General features: G+C 59.9%; 17 protein-coding genes. 6 read left to right on the top strand and 11 right to left on the bottom strand.

Annotated features, from left to right (window positions below):
* Nucleotides 1-99 precede the first annotated feature (99 nt).
* From RMV17_RS17605 to RMV17_RS17570, 8 genes are all read right to left on the bottom strand, one after another.
* Nucleotides 100-1,383 carry an FAD-binding oxidoreductase gene (locus RMV17_RS17605; protein WP_311881451.1) on the bottom strand — a complete coding sequence of 428 codons (1,284 nt, stop codon included), beginning with the start codon at nt 1,381-1,383 and terminating at the stop codon, nt 100-102.
* Between the two features lie 150 nt (nt 1,384-1,533).
* Nucleotides 1,534-2,898 carry a glutamine synthetase family protein gene (locus tag RMV17_RS17600; RefSeq protein ID WP_311881449.1) on the bottom strand — a complete coding sequence of 455 codons (1,365 nt, stop codon included), beginning with the start codon at nt 2,896-2,898 and terminating at the stop codon, nt 1,534-1,536.
* A gap of 410 nt (nt 2,899-3,308) precedes the next feature.
* Entirely contained in the window at nt 3,309-4,652 is a 1,344-nt protein-coding gene (chrA, locus tag RMV17_RS17595) for a chromate efflux transporter (RefSeq protein ID WP_311881448.1), read from the bottom strand.
* 370 nt (nt 4,653-5,022) lie between these two features.
* Nucleotides 5,023-5,484, bottom strand: a complete 462-nt coding sequence (moaE, locus tag RMV17_RS17590; protein ID WP_311881447.1) for a molybdopterin synthase catalytic subunit MoaE — start codon at nt 5,482-5,484, stop codon at nt 5,023-5,025.
* 3 nt (nt 5,485-5,487) lie between these two features.
* Nucleotides 5,488-5,739 carry a MoaD/ThiS family protein gene (locus RMV17_RS17585; RefSeq protein ID WP_311881446.1) on the bottom strand — a complete coding sequence of 84 codons (252 nt, stop codon included), beginning with the start codon at nt 5,737-5,739 and terminating at the stop codon, nt 5,488-5,490.
* A complete protein-coding gene (gene moaC, locus RMV17_RS17580) occupies nt 5,736-6,221 on the bottom strand; it encodes a cyclic pyranopterin monophosphate synthase MoaC (RefSeq protein WP_311881445.1) in 486 nt (161 codons plus the stop codon). The genes RMV17_RS17585 and moaC overlap by 4 nt, the downstream gene beginning before the upstream one ends.
* Complete coding sequence (gene fdhD / locus RMV17_RS17575; RefSeq protein WP_311881444.1) at nt 6,218-7,063, bottom strand: formate dehydrogenase accessory sulfurtransferase FdhD; 846 nt, start codon at nt 7,061-7,063, stop codon at nt 6,218-6,220. The genes moaC and fdhD overlap by 4 nt, the downstream gene beginning before the upstream one ends.
* Nucleotides 7,064-7,304: 241 nt before the next feature.
* Nucleotides 7,305-8,204, bottom strand: a complete 900-nt coding sequence (locus RMV17_RS17570; protein ID WP_034155555.1) for a LysR family transcriptional regulator — start codon at nt 8,202-8,204, stop codon at nt 7,305-7,307.
* A 289-nt stretch (nt 8,205-8,493) separates the two neighbouring features.
* Here RMV17_RS17570 and moaB point away from each other — a divergent pair, with 289 nt between their 5' ends.
* On the top strand, nt 8,494-9,033 hold the full coding sequence (gene moaB, locus RMV17_RS17565) for a molybdenum cofactor biosynthesis protein B (protein WP_311881443.1): 540 nt from the start codon (nt 8,494-8,496) through the stop codon (nt 9,031-9,033).
* Complete coding sequence (glp, locus tag RMV17_RS17560; protein WP_311881441.1) at nt 9,030-10,235, top strand: gephyrin-like molybdotransferase Glp; 1,206 nt, start codon at nt 9,030-9,032, stop codon at nt 10,233-10,235. The genes moaB and glp overlap by 4 nt, the downstream gene beginning before the upstream one ends.
* 1,283 nt (nt 10,236-11,518) lie before the next feature.
* Here glp and RMV17_RS17555 read toward each other — a convergent pair.
* The 3 genes from RMV17_RS17555 to moaA all read right to left on the bottom strand — a co-directional run bounded on the left by RMV17_RS17555 (nt 11,519) and on the right by moaA (nt 13,837).
* Nucleotides 11,519-11,809, bottom strand: coding sequence for a hypothetical protein (locus RMV17_RS17555; protein WP_146177963.1), 291 nt, complete (start codon nt 11,807-11,809; stop codon nt 11,519-11,521).
* 96 nt (nt 11,810-11,905) lie between these two features.
* On the bottom strand, nt 11,906-12,802 hold the full coding sequence (locus RMV17_RS17550) for a bestrophin family protein (RefSeq protein ID WP_311881439.1): 897 nt from the start codon (nt 12,800-12,802) through the stop codon (nt 11,906-11,908).
* A gap of 36 nt (nt 12,803-12,838) precedes the next feature.
* Nucleotides 12,839-13,837, bottom strand: a complete 999-nt coding sequence (gene moaA / locus RMV17_RS17545; protein WP_311881438.1) for a GTP 3',8-cyclase MoaA — start codon at nt 13,835-13,837, stop codon at nt 12,839-12,841.
* 354 nt (nt 13,838-14,191) lie between these two features.
* Between moaA and RMV17_RS17540 the strand changes: the two genes are divergently transcribed.
* The 4 genes from RMV17_RS17540 to RMV17_RS17525 all read left to right on the top strand — a co-directional run bounded on the left by RMV17_RS17540 (nt 14,192) and on the right by RMV17_RS17525 (nt 19,188).
* Entirely contained in the window at nt 14,192-16,516 is a 2,325-nt protein-coding gene (locus tag RMV17_RS17540) for an FdhF/YdeP family oxidoreductase (RefSeq protein WP_311881437.1), read from the top strand.
* A gap of 106 nt (nt 16,517-16,622) precedes the next feature.
* On the top strand, nt 16,623-18,026 hold the full coding sequence (locus RMV17_RS17535; RefSeq protein ID WP_311881436.1) for a cytochrome ubiquinol oxidase subunit I: 1,404 nt from the start codon (nt 16,623-16,625) through the stop codon (nt 18,024-18,026).
* Nucleotides 18,027-18,029: 3 nt separating this feature from the next.
* On the top strand, nt 18,030-19,046 hold the full coding sequence (cydB, locus tag RMV17_RS17530; RefSeq protein ID WP_034155561.1) for a cytochrome d ubiquinol oxidase subunit II: 1,017 nt from the start codon (nt 18,030-18,032) through the stop codon (nt 19,044-19,046).
* Nucleotides 19,033-19,188: a DUF2474 domain-containing protein gene (locus RMV17_RS17525; RefSeq protein ID WP_080762077.1), complete on the top strand. Its 156-nt coding sequence runs from the start codon at nt 19,033-19,035 to the stop codon at nt 19,186-19,188. The genes cydB and RMV17_RS17525 overlap by 14 nt, the downstream gene beginning before the upstream one ends.
* Nucleotides 19,189-19,438 lie beyond the last annotated feature (250 nt).

Below are 19,438 nucleotides of genomic sequence, written 5' to 3'. Positions count from 1 at the left end.
CTGGCAAGCCAGCTCCCACAGTTTCCGTGGCGTATACGAAATCCCTGTACACCACTAAATCCTGTGGGAGCTGGCTTGCCAGCGATAGGGCCAGTGCAATCACCGCAACTTTTCGAGCATCTGGTAATACCACATCCCCGCCGCCAACAACGGATTGCCCAACAAATCCCCCATCGGCACCCGAATGTGCTGACACGCGGCAAACGTATCGAACTGCTCCATCTGCCCGGTGATCGCGCGGCTCATGATTTCACCCATGATGTGCGTCGTCGCGATTCCGTGCCCCGAGTAACCCTGGCAATACCAGACGTTGTCCGAGAGCTTGCCAAGTTGCGGGATGCGGTTGATCACGATGCCCATCGCGCAACTCCACTGGTAATCGATCTGCACACCTTTGAGCGCCGGGAAGGTTTGCTCGATGCACGGCCGCAGTTCGGCGGCGATGTCGCGTGAATCCTTGCCGCTGTAGTTGGCACCACCACCGAACAACAAGCGGCCGTCGGCGGTGAGGCGGTAGTAGTCGAGGACGAAGCGGCAGTCGTACACCGCGAGGTCTTCGGGGTTGATCTGTTTTGCCAGATCGCCCAGCGGTGCGGTGGTAACGATGCCGCCCATGGCCGGGAAAATCTTGCCCTTGAGCTGCCCCGGTTCGAGCTTGTGATAGACGTCGCCGGCGAGCATCACCTGCTTGGCGTCGATCTGGCCGTGAGCCGTGCGTACGCCCGGCGAAGCGCCGTGAATGATCTCCAGCACTTCGCTATTTTCAAAGATCAGCGCCCCAAGACTTTCCGCCGCCCGCGCTTCACCGATGCACAGGTTGAGCGGGTGCAGATGCATATTGCGGGTATTCTTGATTGCGCCGTGGTAGAGGTCGCTTTGCAGCAGGTCACGCACCTGGCTGCGGTCGAGCAGGCTGACTTCATCACCTAATCCGCGCCGTACGGCTTCTTCATAATCCTTGCGCAGGTCGGTCATGTGACTGGGCTTGTACGCCGCGTGCAAATGGCCGTGTTTGAGATCGCATTGAATGCCGTACTTCTCGACGCGTTGCTGGATGATTTCATGCCCGCGCCAGCGCAGATGCCAGATGAAATCATCGACGTCATCGCCGAGTTTCGGACGCATCTGTTTGCGCATCGCGCCGTCGCCGGAAAGGCTGCCGGTGACTTGGCCGCCATTGCGCCCGGTAGCGCCCCAGCCGATCTTGTGGCTTTCGACGATGGCGACTTTCAGGCCTTTTTCAGCCAGTTCGACAGCGGTGGCGACGCCAGTGAAACCGCCGCCGATGATTACCACGTCGACAGTGTGCCGGCCTTGCAGGGTCGGGTAGTCGGTGTCCTGGTTGAGGGTGGCGGTGTAGTAGGAATTGCAGCGTTCGGTCATTTTAAAAGTCCACACAGAATTCGGGTGTCGGAATGCAATCCCCTGTGGGAGCTGGCTTGCCAGCGATGGCGGAGTGTCAATCACCACAGAAGGTGAATGTGCTGGCCTCATCGCTGGCAAGCCAGCTCCCACAGGATCTATGTCCAATGGTTAAGCCTCGGTGAGATACCACCGCCAATCCTGCTCACCCACCTCGGCCATGAACTGCCGGTACTCGGCACGTTTCACCGCCAGATACACCCCGAGAAATTCCTGCCCCAAGGCATCCCGCGCCCACACCGAATTTTCCAGCGCCTGCAACGACGTCAGCCAATCCGTCGGCAGCAACTCCTTCGCTTGCGCATAACCATTGCCTTCAACCGGGGCACCCGGATCAAGGTCTTCACGAATGCCGCGATGAATTCCGGCAAGGATCGCCGCTGCGGCCAGATACGGGTTGGCATCGGCGCCGCAGATGCGGTGTTCGATGTGCCGGGTGTTGGCCGGGCCGCCCGGAACGCGCAGGCTCACGGTGCGGTTGTCGACGCCCCAGGTCGGCGCCAGCGGTGCGTAGCTGTTGGCCTGAAAGCGCCGGTAGGAGTTGGCGTTCGGGCAGAACAGCAGCAACGAATCGAGCAAGGAAGCGAGCATGCCGCCAATCGCCGTGCGCAGCAGCGGGGTGCCGGCCGGGTCTTCCGAGGCAAAGAGGTTACGTCCCTCGCCATCGGCCAGACTCACGTGCATATGCATGCCGGTGCCGGCCAAATCATCGAACGGCTTGGCCATGAACGTCGCCTGCATGCCGTGCTTGTGGGCGATGGCTTTGACCAGACGTTTGTAGCGCACGGCCTGATCCATCGCCTCCAGCGCATCGCCATGTTCAAGGGTGATTTCGACCTGACCCGGCGCGTATTCGGAGATCGCCGTGCGTGCCGGAATACCGTGTAGTTTGCAGGCGCTGTAGAGGTCGGCGAGGAACGGTTCGATCTGCTCCAGTTCACGCAAACCATAAACCTGGGTGTGCCGCGGTCGACCACCGTCAGCGTCCAGTGCCGGTTGCGGGCGGCCGTTGTGATCGCGTTTGGCGTCGAGCAGATAAAACTCCAGTTCGCAGGCCATCACCGGGTAATAACCCTCGGCCTTGAGGCCGTCGATCACCTTGATCAGCAAGTGGCGAGGGTCGGCGATGCTGGCGGGCATGCCCTCGGTCGGGTGCATGCTGACCTGCACGGCGGCGGTCGGAATTTGCCGCCACGGCAGGCGCACCAGACTGCCTTCCAGCGGGTAGGCGCGGCAGTCGATATCGCCGACGTCCCAGACCAGTCCGGAGTTCTCGACGTCTTCCCCCTGCACGGTCAGACCGAGAATAGTGCTCGGCAGCGGCCGGCCGCTTTCGTATACGGCGAGCAGTTCTTCACGGTGCAACAGCTTGCCGCGCGGCACGCCGTTGGCATCGAGGATGAACAACTCGATCATGTCGATATCGGGGTTCTGTTCAAGGAACAGGCGGGCGTCTTCGATGGCTGCGAATTTCATAATCAATCACTCACGATGGCGCCGCACAGGCGCGCAGATTCGGGCCGGACACGACGCAGCAATAGGCGTGGCTGTCCTGGCAGGGATATCAAGAAGCAGGGGGGGCTGTCGCGGTTCTTCAACGGACGCGATCAGACAGGCAGAGAGATATCCGGCGGGCGTGCGGAGTGACGCAGCTTGGAACGGCGCAGGGCCATGGGGAGATTGACGATACGATTCATACGCCGCCCCTGTTAGAGAGGGCGCGCAGGGTAGAGACGTTCAACGATTCTGCTTGTTGTGGTGACGTACTCATAACGCGTGTTTCCGTTGGCGGAAAACGTCGGTGGCGGGCTGACCCGCCGACCGGTGTGCCCGGATAGTAAGGGGGAATTCGCGGGCGTGTAAACGGGAGATTCGCAAGCCAGGGTTCAGCGCATCAGGTGAAAGCCCAGCCCGGCGAGGGCGCAAACGATCAACACACTGATCACGCCGCGCTTGAAAACGAACAAAGCCAATGCTGCCGCAACTGCCAGCATCAGAGAAAACACATCCAGCGCCCCGGCAAAACCGTTCGGCCACAACACGTGATAGGCGAAGAAACACGCCAGATTCACAATCACCCCGACGACGGCTGCAGTGATTGCCGTCAGCGGTGCGGTGAACTTCAGTTCGTTGTGCGTCGATTCCACCAACGGCCCGCCGGCGAGGATGAACAGAAACGAGGGCAGGAAGGTGAACCAGGTCACCAGCGTTGCCGCCAGCGCCCCGGCGGCAACGGCATGTTCGGGGCCGAACGCCGGTTGCACGTAGGCACCGACGAAACCGACAAACGCCACCACCATGATCAGCGGTCCCGGGGTGGTTTCACCGAGCGCGAGGCCGTCGATCATCTGCGTCGGCGTCAACCAGCCGTAATGCCCGACAGCGCCCTGATAGACGTAAGGCAGCACCGCGTAGGCGCCACCGAAGGTAAGCAGCGCGGCTTTGGTGAAGAACCAGGCCATTTGCGTGAACGTGCCGTCCCAGCCAAACAGCGCGGTTAATAACGCCATGGGCAAACACCAGAGCACCGCACCAACCGACGCCAGCCGCAGCAACTTCGTCAGGCTGAAACGGGCGTGTTCGGGCGCCGGCGTGTCGTCGTCGATCAACGCCGGGCCGAAGGATTTCTCGCTGTTGCGCGCACCCGCGTTGCTGAACCGTTGCGGTGCGAATCGCCCGCCCAGATAGCCGATCAGCGCGGCCCCGAGGACGATCAAGGGGAAGGGCACGTTGAAGGCGAAAATCGCCACGAACGACGCCCCGGCAATCGCCCACAGCCAGGCATTCTTCAATGCACGCGAGCCGATGCGATGCGCGGCGTGCAGGACAATCGCGGTGATCGCCGGTTTGATCCCGTAAAACACCCCGGCCACCGCTGGCACGTCACCGAAGGCTATGTACAGCCAGGACAACGCGATCAGAATGAACAACGACGGCAGCACAAACAGCGCACCGGCGATGACTCCGCCCCAGGTGCGATGCAGCAGCCAGCCGATGTACGTCGCCAATTGCTGAGCCTCGGGGCCGGGCAGCAACATGCAGTAGTTGAGCGCGTGCAGAAAACGCTTTTCGGAGATCCAGCGCCGACGTTCGACCAACTCCTGATGCATGATCGCGATCTGCCCGGCCGGCCCGCCGAAACCGATGCAGCCGAGTTTCAGCCAAAAGCGCCAGGCCTGGCGCAGGGTGACGGGGTCGGGGCGGGGCAGGTTGTTCGGCGCTGTGCTCAAGCGAGACTCCGGGTTGAATACTGGCGGAGTTGCTATCTAATCAGACTTTCAACCCTCACCCCAGCCCTCTCCCAGAGGGAGAGGGGGCCGACCGAGGTGTCTGGTGCTATCCGTCGACCTGAAAGATCGAGTCGATTATGGATTGGGTCATCAGCCAGACGCCTGAGGGCGAGCGGCCGGCCAGCTACTCAGGGAGAGATAGCGTACCGAGGTAATTTGCGTTTCACATCGACCTTGAAAGGTTTGGTCGGTCATGGATTCACCACAACTCCTTCACGTCGGCGTACTTCTGCAATATCCCCCAATCAGTCCCCTCTCCCTCGGGGCGGTCCGACGTTTCGGGAGGGCTAGGGTGAGGGGCTTTTGCTTTTCAGGCATGCGCCAGACTCCAGCGCAGAGCCGCATTCCGGTCACTCTCCCGCGCCTCCACCCAATACGCACCCACAGGCGTAGTCTCACGCTTCCAGAACGGCGCACGGGTCTTGAGCACGTCCATGATGAACGCGCAGGCTTCAAACGCCATGTGCCGGTGCTTGCTGCTGACCCCGACAAACACGATCGGCTCACTCACCGACAACGCGCCAACCCGATGCACAATCTCCACCCCCAACAGCGGCCAGCGCTCGCGAGCCTCTGCGGCGATCTGCTCAAGAGCCTTTTCGGTCATGCCCGGATAGTGCTCAAGAAACAGCTCATTCACGCTCTGGCCAATGTTCAGATCACGCACATAACCAATGAAATTCACCACTGCACCCACTCGTGGGTTGCGCGCGTGCAGATCAGCCGTCAACTGGCCGACATCGAAGCTTTTGTGCTGGACTCGAATAGCCATCGATCAACCCCCGGTCACTGGCGGAAAAAACGCGATCTCATCGAAATCCTCAATCGCCTGGCTCGGCTGACACAGTTCCTGATTCACCGCGCACATCAGATTCCCGGCACCGAGCACTTCGCGCCACAGACCGCCGCGCTGCATGAGCATTTGCCGGACATCTTCAACGCTGCCCAAAGCCTCGGTCAGCGGGATTTTTTCACCGCCCAGATTGAGCCGGTCGCGGTAGCTGGCGAAGTAGTTAATCAGGATCATCGCGCGTCCTCCGATTGAAAGTGGCCGGAGCGTCCGCCCTGTTTACTCAGCAAGCGGATATCACCGATAACCATCGCCCGATCCACCGCTTTGCACATGTCGTAAATGGTCAGCGCGGCGACGCTGGCGGCGGTCAGAGCTTCGAGTTCGACGCCGGTCTGGCCGGTCAGGCGGCAGGTACTGTTGATCTGCACGCGATCCGGTTCGCAAGCCTTCAACTCGACGTGAATCGAGCTGAGCAGTAACGCGTGGCACAGCGGGATCAGTTCGTGAGTGCGCTTGGCCGCTTGAATCCCGGCGATCCGCGCCACGGCGAAGACATCGCCTTTCGGGTGACCGTTGGTCTGAATCATCTGCAAGGTTTCCGGGCGCATCTGCACCCAGGCTTGTGCTGTGGCTTCACGGCGGGTCGCAGCTTTGTCGCTGACGTCGACCATGTTGGCGCGGCCCTGATCGTCGAGGTGGGTGAGGGTGTGGCTCATGCGGAATGCTCCTGGATCGGGCTGTAAATTCGCGGGGCGTTGCGGTGCGGCACATGGATCAGATTAAGCCGGTGCTTGAGTGCCCACCGCACAGTCAAAGCGGTTGGCGCGGACAGGCTGACGAGGGTGCCGAGGCGGGCGCGCACGGCTTTGTGGATCAGTTCGAGACTGCAACGGCTGGTCACCACGACGAAGCCTTCAGCAGCATTGATGGCGTCGAATTGCATCGCGCCGATCAGCTTGTCGAGGGCGTTGTGGCGGCCGATGTCTTCGCGGCACAGTAGCGCTTCACCGTTGGCGTCAAAGTACAGCGCGGCGTGCAGGGCGCCACTGCTTCGGGCGAGTTGTTGCGCGGCTTCGATGCGTTGGCGGATGCCGTCGAATTGCTCTGCCGGCGGCAACGGTGAAGGTTGCAGAATCTGCAGTTGCGGCAGCGCCTGCTCCAGCGCTTCAACGCCGCAGATGCCGCAACCGCTGGTGCCGGTCATTTGCCGACGGTGATCCTTCAAGGCCCAGAACGCCCGGCTGGAAATCTGCACATCGGCCTGACAGGCCTGATCGAAATGCGTGAGGCGGATATCGTAGATCTCGTCGACGCTGTCGATGATGGCGTTGCTCAGGCTGAAGCCACGGATGAAGTCTTCGAGGTTGCCGGGCGAGACCATCATCACCGCTTGGCTGAGGCCGTTGTAGGTGATGGCGAGGGCGATTTCCGAGGCTAGCGCGGCGTGGGTGATGGTGGCGTCGGGCAGGTATTCGCGAAACGCCACCTGCGCCGGTTGCGGGGCGGGGGCGTTGGGCTCGGTGGCGGATTCTGTGAGGGTTTCGACGTGGCAGAGCATCTTGAAAGTCCCGAAGCGCTGAAGAGTGTTCAGGCTACGGGGGCGTTAAAAGTGCGTCCAATCGCTTGTTCTGATGTGGTGATTGCTTTGCTCGATCAACCGAAATTTGTGTTGGCCAATCAGGCCCCATCGCTGGCAAGCCAGCTCCCACAGGTTTCTGTGTCGTGCACAGAAACTGTGATCACATCGGAAACTGTGGGAGCTGGCTTGCCAGCGATGGGGCCGGGAAATCCACCCTCGCTTATTCGGCAGAAACCTCAACCCCAAACAACTTCCGCGCCTCGGCAAAACACTTCTCGGCAATCGCCGAACGCGGTTCGGTCTTGCGCATCACCAGGCCCAATGGCGCCAGCACACTGGCATCCGGCAACTGCATGAACGACAGGTGCTCGATCGGCTCTTCCAGGCCACTGTCCAGCGGCATGATTGCGCAGCAGAAGCCTTGGTGAATCGCCTGCAACAGCTGATAGGTCGAATCGCTTTCCATGATCGGCTGCGGACTGAGGCCACGGCTGCGGAAGCTCAAATCGATGGATTTACGGTAATGCATGCCGGCGGTGATCATCCCCAGCGGCAGTTCGGCGGCGTCTTCCCAGCTCATTTGCGAGCCTTCGAACTGGAAATGCCGGTTGTCGTAGAGCAGGCCGACGCGGGTTTCACCGATCTCGAAAAACTCGAAATAGTTCGGGTTGACGTGGTCCAGATAGCACACGCCCAGATCAAGCTGATTGTTGCCCAGCCCGGCGATGATCTCGTCGGAACTGAGCGACGACAGGCTGAATTTCAGTTCCGGGTAAGTGCCGGACAGACCCTGAATGTAATTGACCGGGTTGAAGCTGCTCAGCGGCACCAGACCCAGACGCAAACTGCCCACCAGTTGTCCGCGACACGCCGCCGCTTCGGCGAACAATCCGTCATGCGCTGCGAGCAAGGTGCGCGCCCACGCCAGCACGCGTTCGCCGGCCTGGGTGAAACCTTCAAAGCGCTGACCACGGTTGACCAGCACCAGATCCAGCTCGTCCTCCAGATTACGCAGGCGCATCGACAACGTCGGTTGGGTGATGTGGCAGCGTGCGGCGGCCTGGCCGAAGTGGCGGGTTTCGTCCAGCGCGATCAGGAACTTGAGTTGTTTGATGTCCACGATGGCACCTGCTCGATGGGAATTTTTTGATTGAGTATTGACGCGGATGCGCGAGACGCACGAAAAGCGCAGGGTGCGACGATCTCATCTGAACGGTTGTTCGTCCAATCGGAAGTGTTTAAGGGACTATCGATCAGCTCTATCAGGCCCGGTTTTACTGGCCTTGAGCAACGTGAAAGGCACCGATAGAGCCGGTCGATAATGTGGTTGGCCAGAGTGATTAGACAGTGCTCATAAGTGGCACTTAGGCTGCTCGGCAATGTTGATTGACTGCTGCCGGAGAACTGCCATGAGCACAAAAGCCGATGCCCTGTTTGTCCCCCTGAATATTGCCGTATTGACGGTCAGCGATACTCGCGATTACGCCAGCGATACGTCCGGCCAGTTGCTGGTCAGTCGTTTGCTGGAGGCCGGGCACACGTTGAGCGAGCGCAATCTGCTCAAGGATGATCTGTACAAAATCCGCGCTCAGGTAGCGAACTGGATCGCCGACGAAGGCATTCAGGTGGTGCTGATCACTGGCGGCACTGGTTTCACCGGTCGCGACAGCACGCCGGAAGCGGTGGCCTGCTTGTTTGACAAGCAGATTGACGGCTTCGGCGAACTGTTCCGGGCGATTTCGATTCTGGATATTGGCACGTCCACCGTGCAAAGCCGCGCGCTGGCCGGGCTGTCCAACGGCACGCTGGTGTGCTGCCTGCCGGGTTCGACCGGTGCCTGCCGCACGGCGTGGGAAGGCATTCTTGCCGAACAATTGGATAACCGTCATCGCCCGTGCAACTTCGTCCCGCACCTGAAAGCCGTGCAAGCCTGCGGGCCACGCGGATGAGCAAAGCACCGCTGATGCCGGTCGAAGACGCTCTCGACCAATTGCTCGGCATGGCCAATGAGCAACGTCTGGCCGACGGCGAAGTGCTGGCGCTCGACGATGCGCGTGGGCGGGTGTTGGCCAGTGATCTGGTGGCGACACTCGACCTGCCGCCGTGGCCGAACAGCGCCATGGACGGTTACGCGCTCAATCTCGCCGATCTGCACCGTCAGCCGTTGAGGGTCTCGCAAAAGGTTTACGCCGGGCTGGCGCCGGACACGTTGCTGCCCGGCACCTGCGCACGGATTTTTACTGGCGCACCACTGCCGCCCGGCGCCACCTGTGTCGAGATGCAGGAGAACGTCGAAGTGCTGGAGGACGGCCGCGTGCGTTTCTTGCAGCCGCTGAAAGCGGGGCAGAACATCCGCGCGCAAGGTCAGGAAAATCGCGTCGGCGACATCCTGCTGCGCGCTGGCAAGCGCCTTGGGCCGTTCGAACTGGCGGTCGCTGCCGGGCAAGGGCTGGCGCAACTGCACGTGGTGCGTCGCCCGCGTGTGGCGCTGCTGTCGACCGGTGATGAACTGGTCGAGCCGGGCCAGCCGTTGCGCCCCGGCAGCATCTACAACAGCAACCGCGTATTGCTCGGCCATTGGTTGCGTGAGCTGGGCTGCGAAGTGATCGACGCCGGCATCCTCCCGGATCGCCCGGCGCAGACGCGGCTCAAGCTTGAGCAATTGCAAGTGAGCGCTGATCTGATTCTGACCACGGGCGGGGTGTCTGCCGGCGATGCCGATTGCCTCGGACAGGTGTTGCGCGACAACGGCAAACCGCTGTTGTGGAAACTGGCGATCAAGCCTGGCAAGCCGCTGACCGTGGGCCATTTCGGCACGGTGCCGGTGATTGGCCTGCCGGGTAATCCGACCTCGGCGCTGGTGACCTTTGGCTTGTTGGCGCGGCCGTATCTGCTGCGTATTCAAGGCGTGGAAGATGTCATGCCGCTGAGTTTTACGGTCAGCGCGGGCTTCGATTGGCACAAGGCTGGCAGCCGTCGCGAATACCTGCGGGTGAAGCTGGAGGCGGGGCGTGCGGTGCTTTATCCGAATCAAAGCTCCGGCGTCTTGCTCGGCGCAACCTGGGCCGACGGCCTGGTGGAAATCCCCGAGAACAGCACGCACAACCTCGGCGACCCGCTGCGCTTCATCCCCTTCAACGAACTGTTCTGACCTCACCACCAATCAAACTGTGGGAGGTGATGCTTGATGTTGAGGATGTACACAGGACCTGTGGGAGCTGGCTTGCCAGCGATGGCGACATGTCAGTCACATTGACGTTGGCTGATACGGCCTCATCGCTGGCAAGCCAGCTCCCACAATGATTTGTGGTGATGCTTGATGTTGAGGATGTAAATAGAACCTGTGGGAGCTGGCTTGCCAGCGATGGCGGCAGGTCAGTTGGCATTGACGTTGGCTGATACGGCCTCATCGCTGGCAAGCCAGCTCCCACAATGATTTGTGGTGATGTTTGATGTTGAGGATGTGCACAGGACCTGTGGGAGCTGGCTTGCCAGCGATGGCGACATGTCAGTCACATTGACGTTGGCTGATACGGCCTCATCGCTGGCAAGCCAGCTCCCACAATGATTTGTGGTGATGCTTGATGTTGAGGATGTACACAGGACCTGTGGGAGCTGGCTTGCCAGCGATGGCGGCATGTCAGTCACATTGACGTTGGCTGATACGGCCTCATCGCTGGCAAGCCAGCTCCCACAATGATTTGTGGTGATGCTTGATGTTGAGGATGTAAACAGAACCTGTGGGAGCTGGCTTGCCAGCGATGGCGGCAGGTCAGTTGGCATTGACGTTGGCTGATACGGCCTCATCGCTGGCAAGCCAGCTCCCACAATGATTTGTGGTGATGCTTGATGTTGAGGATGTAAACAGAACCTGTGGGAGCTGGCTTGCCAGCGATGGCGGCATGTCAGTCACATTGACGTTGGCTGATACGGCCTCATCGCCGGCAAGCCAGCTCCCACAATGATTTGTGGTGATGCTTGATGTTGAGGATGTAAACAGAACCTGTGGGAGCTGGCTTGCCAGCGATGGCGGCAGGTCAGTTGGCATTGACGTTGGCTGATACGGCCTCATCGCTGGCAAGCCAGCTCCCACAATGATTTGTGGTGATGCTTGATGTTGAGGATGTAAACAGAACCTGTGGGAGCTGGCTTGCCAGCGATGGCGGCATGTCAGTCACATTGACGTTGGCTGATACGGCCTCATCGCTGGCAAGCCAGCTCCCACAATGATTTGTGGTGATGCTTGATGTTGAGGATGTAAATAGAACCTGTGGGAGCTGGCTTGCCAGCGATGGCGGCAGGTCAGTTGGCATTGACGTTGGCTGATACGGCCTCATCGCTGGCAAGCCAGCTCCCACAATGATTTGTGGTGATGCTGATGTTGAGGATGTAAACAGAACCTGTGGGAGCTGGCTTGCCAGCGATGGCGGCAGGTCAGTTGGCATTGACGTTGGCTGATACGGCCTCATCGCTGGCAAGCCAGCTCCCACAATGATTTGTGGTGATGCTTGATGTTGAGGATGTAAACAGAACCTGTGGGAGCTGGCTTGCCAGCGATGGCGGCATGTCAGTCACATTGACGTTGGCTGATACGGCCTCATCGCCGGCAAGCCAGCTCCCACAATGATTTGTGGTGATGCTTGATGTTGAGGATGAACACAGGACCTGTGGGAGCTGGCTTGCCAGCGATGGCGACATGTCAGTCACATTGACGTTGGCTGACACGGCCTCATCGCTGGCAAGCCAGCTCCCACAATGATTTGTGGTGATGCTTGATGTTGAGGATGTACACAGGACCTGTGGGAGCTGGGGAGATAAGGATCAGCTCAGCACATAGTCCACCGGCTTCAGCGCCGGCGGTACTTCGGCGCCCAGTTCGGCGAGGATGTCGCGCTCGATGGTGCGCACCAGTGCATCGGTGGGCAGGTCGTTTTCGTCGCGGCCGAAGGGGTCTTCCAGTTCATCGGCAATCGCATCCAGGCCAAAAAACGTATAGCTGACAATCGCCGTGAACAACGGTGTCAGCCAACCCAGCGGCTCGGCCATGGCAAACGGCAGCAGGATGCAAAACAGGTAGATCGTGCGGTGCAACAACAGTGTGTAAGGAAACGGCAGCGGCGTGGTTTTGATCCGTTCGCACACCGCTTGCGCTTGGGTCAGGCTGGTCAGGTGATTGGCCAATAGCATGTAGCGCCACTCAGTCAGCTCACCGTTCTGATGCAGATCGGAACACTGCTGGCCGACCGTTTGCAAAATGCGCCCGCTGTAATCCGGCGTCTGCAGATCGGGTTTCGGCATGATCCATTGGCTACTGGCGTCCGCTTCGCTTTCCTTGCGCAGCCGCGCATTCAGCGCATGAGCAAAACCACACAGATTGAGCAGCAACGGCTTGCGCTCAGCCGATTCACGGATCACATGGGTTTCACGAATCACCGAGCGAATGTGCACGATCACTTCGCCCCAGGCCTTGCGCGCCTCGTACCAGCGGTCATAACAGGCGTTGTTGCGAAAATTCATGAAGATCGACAGCGACAAACCGAGCAAGGTAAACGGCGTAGCGTTGACCTTGGTGAAGTTGCTCGGATGGAGGATTTCCACCAGCACGATAGCCGAAGCGAGCAGGGTGACCATCAACGTGCGCAGGGCGATGCGCTTGGCAATCGAACCCTTGAGGGTGAAGAGAATGGCGAACTGGTTGACCTTGGGTCTGATGATCATGCTGTGCGGTTCCGATAACCGATGAAACTGGCGGGATCAGCCGCCGGTCATGTTCATGAAGCGCACGACCTGAACATCATCGTTCACTTCGAAATTGTGCCGATACGGCTTGAGTTTCATCGCCTCGACAATGGCTTTCTCCAGCCGCTGCGGTTGCCCCGGGTGGGCGCGCAGCACCGCTTTCAGATCCACCGAATGCTCGTTACCCAGACACAGTAGCAGGCGGCCTTCAACGGTGAGGCGAACGCGGTTGCAGGTGCCGCAAAAGTTGTGGCTGTGCGGCGAGATAAAGCCCAGGCGAATCTCCGGCGCCTCGGCCAGCCGCCAGTAGCGCGACGGGCCTTGGGTCGATTCCGCCGAGTCGATCAGGGTGTAGCGCTCGGCAATCTTTTCGCGCACCTGCGCACTGGAGAAAAACGTCTCGGCACGGCTGTGCTCGCTGATGATCCCCAGCGGCATCTCTTCGATGAAAGAGACGTCAAGCTGCCGGTCAATCGCGAAGCTGACCAGATCGTTGATCTCCTGATCGTTGCGGCCCTGCATCACCACGACATTGAGTTTAGTGCGGATAAAACCGGCCTTGCGCGCAGCATCGATGCCGTTGATCACCTGCGCCAGATCGCCAGTGCGGGTCATCTGTTTGAAGCGCTGCGGATCAAGGCTGTCGAGGCTGATGTTCAGGCGTTTGACCCCGGCGTCGAACAGCGGCGCGGCGAGTTTGCCCAGTTGCGAGCCGTTGGTGGTCATGCACAACTCGCGCAGGCCGGGCAGGGCGGCGATCTGCTCGCACAACTTGACCACGCCCGGGCGGATCAGCGGCTCGCCACCGGTCAGGCGAATCTTGCGCGTACCGAGCGCCACAAAGCTCTGCGCCAGTTGATAGATCTCTTCCAGCGTGAGGATTTTTTGCCGTGGCAGAAACTGCATGTCTTCGGCCATGCAATAGACGCAGCGGAAGTCGCAGCGGTCGGTCACCGACATGCGCAGATAGTCGACGCGGCGGTTGTAACCATCGATCAAGACACGCTCTGACATGACAGCCTCGCAGGAATGAAAACCCCGCTTGAAGGGGTTGGGTCAGCGCAGGTTATGGCTAACTTTAAGTGCCGTCCAATCACTGTTAATGAACGGGTGATTGATCACGTCGATGATGAATTATTTTTCGCCGAAAGTTGCTCCGTTAGTTTCGCAAGACCCCGTAAATAAAGGGTTTTTAGCCGTGATAGAGGCTTTCGATAAAGCGGTCATTAATAGCGATTAGACAACGTTTTGTAACGGTTCATATCCTTGCCCCGGCAAACCCAACGACCACTTTTCAACCTTGAAAGTCGGCCGTCGCTGTTTAACCGAATCAGGTTCATGCCTGTGTGCATCGTCATGGAGAGTCCCATGTCACAAGTCGACCGTTACAAACCCTACAAAGGCGCCGCTGCCGGTTGGGGCGCTGTCATCAGCCTGACCAAGAGCTGGCTGGGCAGTGAAAACGCCCTGAAAAACATCCGCGCCATGCTCAAGACCAACCAGAACGGCGGCTTTGACTGCCCGGGTTGTGCCTGGGGTGAAGCACCCGGCGCGAGTATGTTGAAGTTCTGCGAGAACGGCGCGAAAGCGGTGAACTGGGAAGCGACCGGGCGTTTGGTCGACCCGGCATTCTTCAACAAGTACACGGTGTCGAGTCTGGCCGAGCAGAGCGACTACTGGCTGGAATATCAGGGCCGCCTGACCCACCCGATGCGCTACGACGCGCGGGTCGATCGCTACGTGGAAATCAGCTGGGACGACGCGTTCGCGCTGATCGCTGATCACCTGAAAAACCTCAAATCGCCCCACGAAGCCGAGTTCTACACCTCGGGCCGCGCGAGCAATGAAGCGGCGTTTCTCTATCAATTGTTCGTCCGCGCGTTCGGCACCAACAACTTCCCCGACTGCTCGAACATGTGCCACGAGGCCAGTGCGGTGAGCATGAACGAGACCCTCGGCGTCGGCAAAGGCACCGTGGTTTACGAGGACCTGCATCACGCCGACGCGATTTTCGTCATCGGCCAGAACCCTGGCACCAACCACCCGCGCATGCTCGAACCGCTGCGTGAAGCGGTGAAACGTGGCGCCCAAGTGGTGTGTATCAATCCGCTGAAAGAGCGTGGCCTGGAGCGTTTCCAGAACCCGCAGAACCCGCTGGAAATGCTCAGCAACGGCTGGGAAGCGACCAACACCGCCTACTTCCGCCCGGCACTGGGTGGCGACATGGCGATGATTCGCGGCATGGTCAAATTTCTTCTGCAGTGGGAGCGCGAAGCGCAGGCGACTGGCGGCGAACCGGTGTTCGATCATGCCTTCATTGCCGAGCACACCTCGGGCCTCGACAGCTATCTGGCCGAAGTCGATGCAACCACTTGGGAGCACATCGTCGAGCAGTCCGGCGTGCCGCTGCATGACATCGAATTGGCCGCGCGCATGTATGGCCGTGCCAAAAGCGTGATCATGTGCTGGGCCATGGGTCTGACCCAACACGTGCACTCGGTGGCGACCTTGCAGGAAGTCATCAACCTGCAACTGCTGCGCGGCAACGTCGGCCGTCCGGGCGCCGGCCTCTCGCCGGTTCGTGGCCACAGTAACGTGCAGGGCGACCGCACCATGGGCATCAACGAGTTGGCGCCGAAAGACCTGATGGACGCGCTGGAAAAACGCTTCAACTTTGACGTGCCGCGCATGCACGGGCACAACACGGTGATGGCGATCGGTGCGATGGAGCGTGGCGAAGCCAAGGTGTTTATCGGTCTGGGCGGCAACTTCGCCCAAGCCACGCCGGACACCCCGCGCACCCACGCGGCGATTCGCAAACTCGACCTGACCGTGCACATCGCCACCAAGCTCAACCGCAGCCACCTGGTCACCGGTCGCGACGCGCTGATCCTGCCGTGCCTCGGGCGTACCGACATCGACATCCAGGCTGAAGGTCCGCAAGGCGTGACCGTCGAAGACACGTTCAGCATGGTGCATTTGTCGTTCGGTCAGTTGAAACCGAAGTCGGCGCAGTTGAAATCCGAGCCGGCGATCATTGCCGGGATCGCCGCCGCGACCCTGGGCAAGCATCCGATCGATTGGGAATGGGTGGTGGGCGACTACGGGCGCATCCGCAACCTGATTGCCGACGTGATTCCGGGCTTCGAAAACTTTAATGAAAAACTGCTGATTCCGGGTGGTTTTCACCTCGGCAACGACGCCTCGGATCGGGTCTGGAACACCGTCAGCGGCAAGGCGCAGTTCACCCCGTGCGTGCTGCCCGAGCACTTGATCAGCGAAGGTGTGCGCAACTTGCCGGTGAAACCGCACCTGATTCTGCAAACCATGCGTTCCCACGATCAGTACAACACCACGCTGTACGGCCTCGATGACCGTTATCGCGGGGTTTACGGCATGCGTGATGTGATCTTCGCCAACGAGCAGGACATCCAGCGCCTGGGTTTCGAACCGGGGCAGAAGGTTGATCTGGTGGCGCTGTGGGATGACGAGCGCGAGCGTCGGGTCAGCGGTTTCACCCTGATCGCCTACGACATTCCGGCAGGGCAGGCAGCGGCGTATTACCCGGAGACTAACCCTTTGGTACCGCTGGAAAGCTATGGCGACCGGACGTATACGCCGACCTCCAAGTTCGTGGCGATCCGCCTCGAAGCCGCGAAGGTCAGCAACCTGATCCCGTCGTCGGTGGCGTAACCCGCGACTCATAAAAACACTGGCAATTTTACTGGCTGCAGGCGTTCGCGCCTGGCGGTGGCCCGGGTTCGTGCTGCCGCTTTTCAGCCCTGATGAGGACATCATCATGTTCAATCCGGAGGCACTGGACCTGGCGCGAATTCAATTCGCGTTCACGGTTTCGTTCCACATTATTTTCCCGGCGATCACCATTGGCCTGGCGAGTTTCCTCGCGGTACTCGAAGGCCTGTGGCTGAAAACCCATAACGACACGTACCGCGATCTCTACCACTTCTGGTCGAAGATCTTTGCGGTCAACTTTGGCATGGGCGTGGTTTCGGGACTGGTCATGGCGTACCAGTTCGGCACCAACTGGAGCGGGTTTTCGGACTTTGCCGGGAGCATCACCGGGCCGTTGCTGACCTATGAAGTGCTGACTGCATTCTTCCTTGAGGCCGGGTTCCTTGGGGTGATGTTGTTTGGCTGGAACCGCGTCGGCCGTGGCTTGCACTTCTTCGCTACGGTGATGGTTGCAATCGGCACGTTGATTTCGACCTTCTGGATTCTCGCGTCCAACAGCTGGATGCAGACGCCGCAGGGCTTTGAAATTGTCGACGGTCGGGTGATGCCGCTGGACTGGCTGGCGATTGTGTTCAACCCGTCGTTCCCGTTCCGTCTGGCGCACATGGCGATTGCCGCGTTTGTGGCGACGTCGTTCTTCGTCGGCGCCTCGGCTGCCTGGCATTTGCTGCGCGGCAACAACACCGCGCCGGTGCGCAAGATGTTCTCCATGGCTTTATGGATGGCGCTGATCGTTGCGCCGATTCAAGCGGTGGTCGGTGACGCCCATGGCTTGAACACGCTGGAACATCAACCGGCGAAGATCGCCGCCATCGAAGGCCACTGGGAAAACGCCGACAACGGCCCGACGCCGCTGGTGCTGTTCGGCATCCCCGATATGGACGCGGAGAAGACCAAATATGCGTTGGAAATTCCCTATCTCGGCAGCCTGATCCTCACCCACAGCCTCGACAAGCAGATCCCGGCGCTGAAGAGCTTCCCGAAAGAGGACCGGCCGAATTCGACCGTGATCTTCTGGAGCTTCCGCGTCATGGCCGGGTTGGGGATGTTGATGATCCTCGTTGGTTTGCTGGGGTTGGCGTTGCGCCGGGGCGGCAAGCTTTACCAGCATCGCGGCTTCCAGCGACTGGTGTTGTTGATGGGGCCGAGCGGCTTGATTGCGCTGCTGGCCGGTTGGATTACCACGGAAGTCGGGCGTCAGCCGTGGGTGGTTTATGGCTTGTTGCGCACTCACGACGCGGCATCGCATCACTCGGTGGCGCAGATGAGCACGTCGCTGGCGCTGTTCGTGGTGATCTATTTCACGGTGTTCAGCGTGGGCATCGGCTACATGATGAAACTGGTGAAAAAAGGTCCGCAGCCGCATCACGAACATCCGCCTGCGGGCGATGAATTGCAGACGCCGCGTCGACCGATTTCGGCGGCTACCGCCCCTATGAAGGAGCATTGAGTCATGGGTATTCAAGGTATCGATCTCTCGTTGATCTGGGGAGTGATCATTGCCTTCGGGGTGATGATGTACGTGATCATGGACGGCTTCGATCTGGGCCTGGGGATCCTGTTTCCGCTGATCCCGGATGAGCAGGAACGCGATGTGATGATGAACACCGTCGCGCCGGTGTGGGACGGTAACGAGACCTGGCTGGTGCTCGGTGGCGCGGCGCTGTATGGCGCGTTTCCGCTGGCGTACGGGGTGATTCTCGAAGCGCTGTACCTGCCGCTGATCCTGATGCTGTGCGGTTTGATTTTCCGTGGCGTGGCGTTTGAGTTTCGCTTCAAGTCTTCGCCGCAAAAACGCCATTGGTGGGACAAGGCGTTTATCGGTGGTTCGCTGCTGGCGACGTTCTCCCAGGGCGTGGTGATTGGTGCGTATGTGTCCGGGATTCCGGTGGTCGATCGGCAATTTGCCGGTGGCGGTCTGGATTGGTTGGCGCCGTTTCCGCTGGTGTGTGGCGTGGGGCTGGTGGTGGCTTATGCGTTGCTTGGCAGCACGTGGTTGCTGGTCAAGACCGAAGGCATGCTTGAGTCGCGGATGCGCCTGTTCACCCGACCGCTGGCCTTGCTGTTGATGGCGATGGTGCTGGTGATTGGCGTGTGGACGCTGCAATTGCATCCAGAGCTGGCGACACGTTGGTCGACGCACGGGCATCTGCAGGTGTTTGCCGGGTTGGTGGTGTTGGCCTTGCTGGCGGTGTTCGGGCTGCTGCGCACGTTGCGTCAGCGGCATACGCACTGGCCGTTCGTGTTCACGCTGGTGCTGATGCTGCTCGGTTACATCGGCCTGGCGCTGAGCATCTGGCCGAACATCATCCCGCCGTCGGTGAGCATCTGGGCCGCCGCGTCACCACCGTCGAGCCAGTTGTTCGCGCTGATCGGCGCACTGTTCATCCTGCCGGTGATCCTGATGTACACCTTCTGGAGCTACTACGTATTCCGCGGCAAAGTGAGGATTGGCGATGGCTACCATTGATTCGCGAGAAGTGAAGAACAGCCGCTGGTACAAGCGTCTGGGCTGGTTGCTGCTGATCTGGCTGGGCAGCGTGGTGTCGCTGGCGGTTGTCGCCAGTCTGCTGAAACTGGCGATGTATGCAGCGGGGATGAGGACCCACTGAGCCTGAAAAACCGCAGCCAGGCTGCGGTTTTTTATTGCCTCAATCTTCCGAGCGACTGCTGACCCTGTGGGAGCTGGCTTGCCAGCGATAGCGGTGGGTCAGTCGACATCAATGTTGAAGGGGCGGGCCTCATCGCTGGCAAGCCAGCTCCCACAGGGTTTTGTGTTGTTCAGGGATGATGAGGATTACACCGATCATTGTGGGAGCGAGCCTGCTCGCGAAGGCGTCAGGTCAGACAATGTTGATGTTG

Origin of the sequence: Pseudomonas sp. VD-NE ins (assembly GCF_031882575.1) — a bacterium.
GTDB lineage: Bacteria > Pseudomonadota > Gammaproteobacteria > Pseudomonadales > Pseudomonadaceae > Aquipseudomonas > Aquipseudomonas fluorescens_BZ.
This window is presented reverse-complemented; position numbering and strand designations above follow the sequence as displayed.

What these genes read in the sequence shown, in the direction of transcription:
- RMV17_RS17605 (WP_311881451.1), bottom strand. Translation starts at nt 1,383, where the DNA reads ATGACCGAACGCTGCAATTCCTACTACACCGCCACCCTCAACCAGGAC.
- RMV17_RS17600 (WP_311881449.1), bottom strand. Translation starts at nt 2,898, where the DNA reads ATGAAATTCGCAGCCATCGAAGACGCCCGCCTGTTCCTTGAACAGAAC.
- moaE (WP_311881447.1), bottom strand. Translation starts at nt 5,484, where the DNA reads ATGGCTATTCGAGTCCAGCACAAAAGCTTCGATGTCGGCCAGTTGACG.
- RMV17_RS17585 (WP_311881446.1), bottom strand. Translation starts at nt 5,739, where the DNA reads ATGATCCTGATTAACTACTTCGCCAGCTACCGCGACCGGCTCAATCTG.
- moaC (WP_311881445.1), bottom strand. Translation starts at nt 6,221, where the DNA reads ATGAGCCACACCCTCACCCACCTCGACGATCAGGGCCGCGCCAACATG.
- fdhD (WP_311881444.1), bottom strand. Translation starts at nt 7,063, where the DNA reads ATGCTCTGCCACGTCGAAACCCTCACAGAATCCGCCACCGAGCCCAAC.
- moaB (WP_311881443.1), top strand. Translation starts at nt 8,494, where the DNA reads ATGAGCACAAAAGCCGATGCCCTGTTTGTCCCCCTGAATATTGCCGTA.
- glp (WP_311881441.1), top strand. Translation starts at nt 9,030, where the DNA reads ATGAGCAAAGCACCGCTGATGCCGGTCGAAGACGCTCTCGACCAATTG.
- RMV17_RS17550 (WP_311881439.1), bottom strand. Translation starts at nt 12,802, where the DNA reads ATGATCATCAGACCCAAGGTCAACCAGTTCGCCATTCTCTTCACCCTC.
- moaA (WP_311881438.1), bottom strand. Translation starts at nt 13,837, where the DNA reads ATGTCAGAGCGTGTCTTGATCGATGGTTACAACCGCCGCGTCGACTAT.
- RMV17_RS17540 (WP_311881437.1), top strand. Translation starts at nt 14,192, where the DNA reads ATGTCACAAGTCGACCGTTACAAACCCTACAAAGGCGCCGCTGCCGGT.
- RMV17_RS17535 (WP_311881436.1), top strand. Translation starts at nt 16,623, where the DNA reads ATGTTCAATCCGGAGGCACTGGACCTGGCGCGAATTCAATTCGCGTTC.
- cydB (WP_034155561.1), top strand. Translation starts at nt 18,030, where the DNA reads ATGGGTATTCAAGGTATCGATCTCTCGTTGATCTGGGGAGTGATCATT.
- RMV17_RS17525 (WP_080762077.1), top strand. Translation starts at nt 19,033, where the DNA reads ATGGCTACCATTGATTCGCGAGAAGTGAAGAACAGCCGCTGGTACAAG.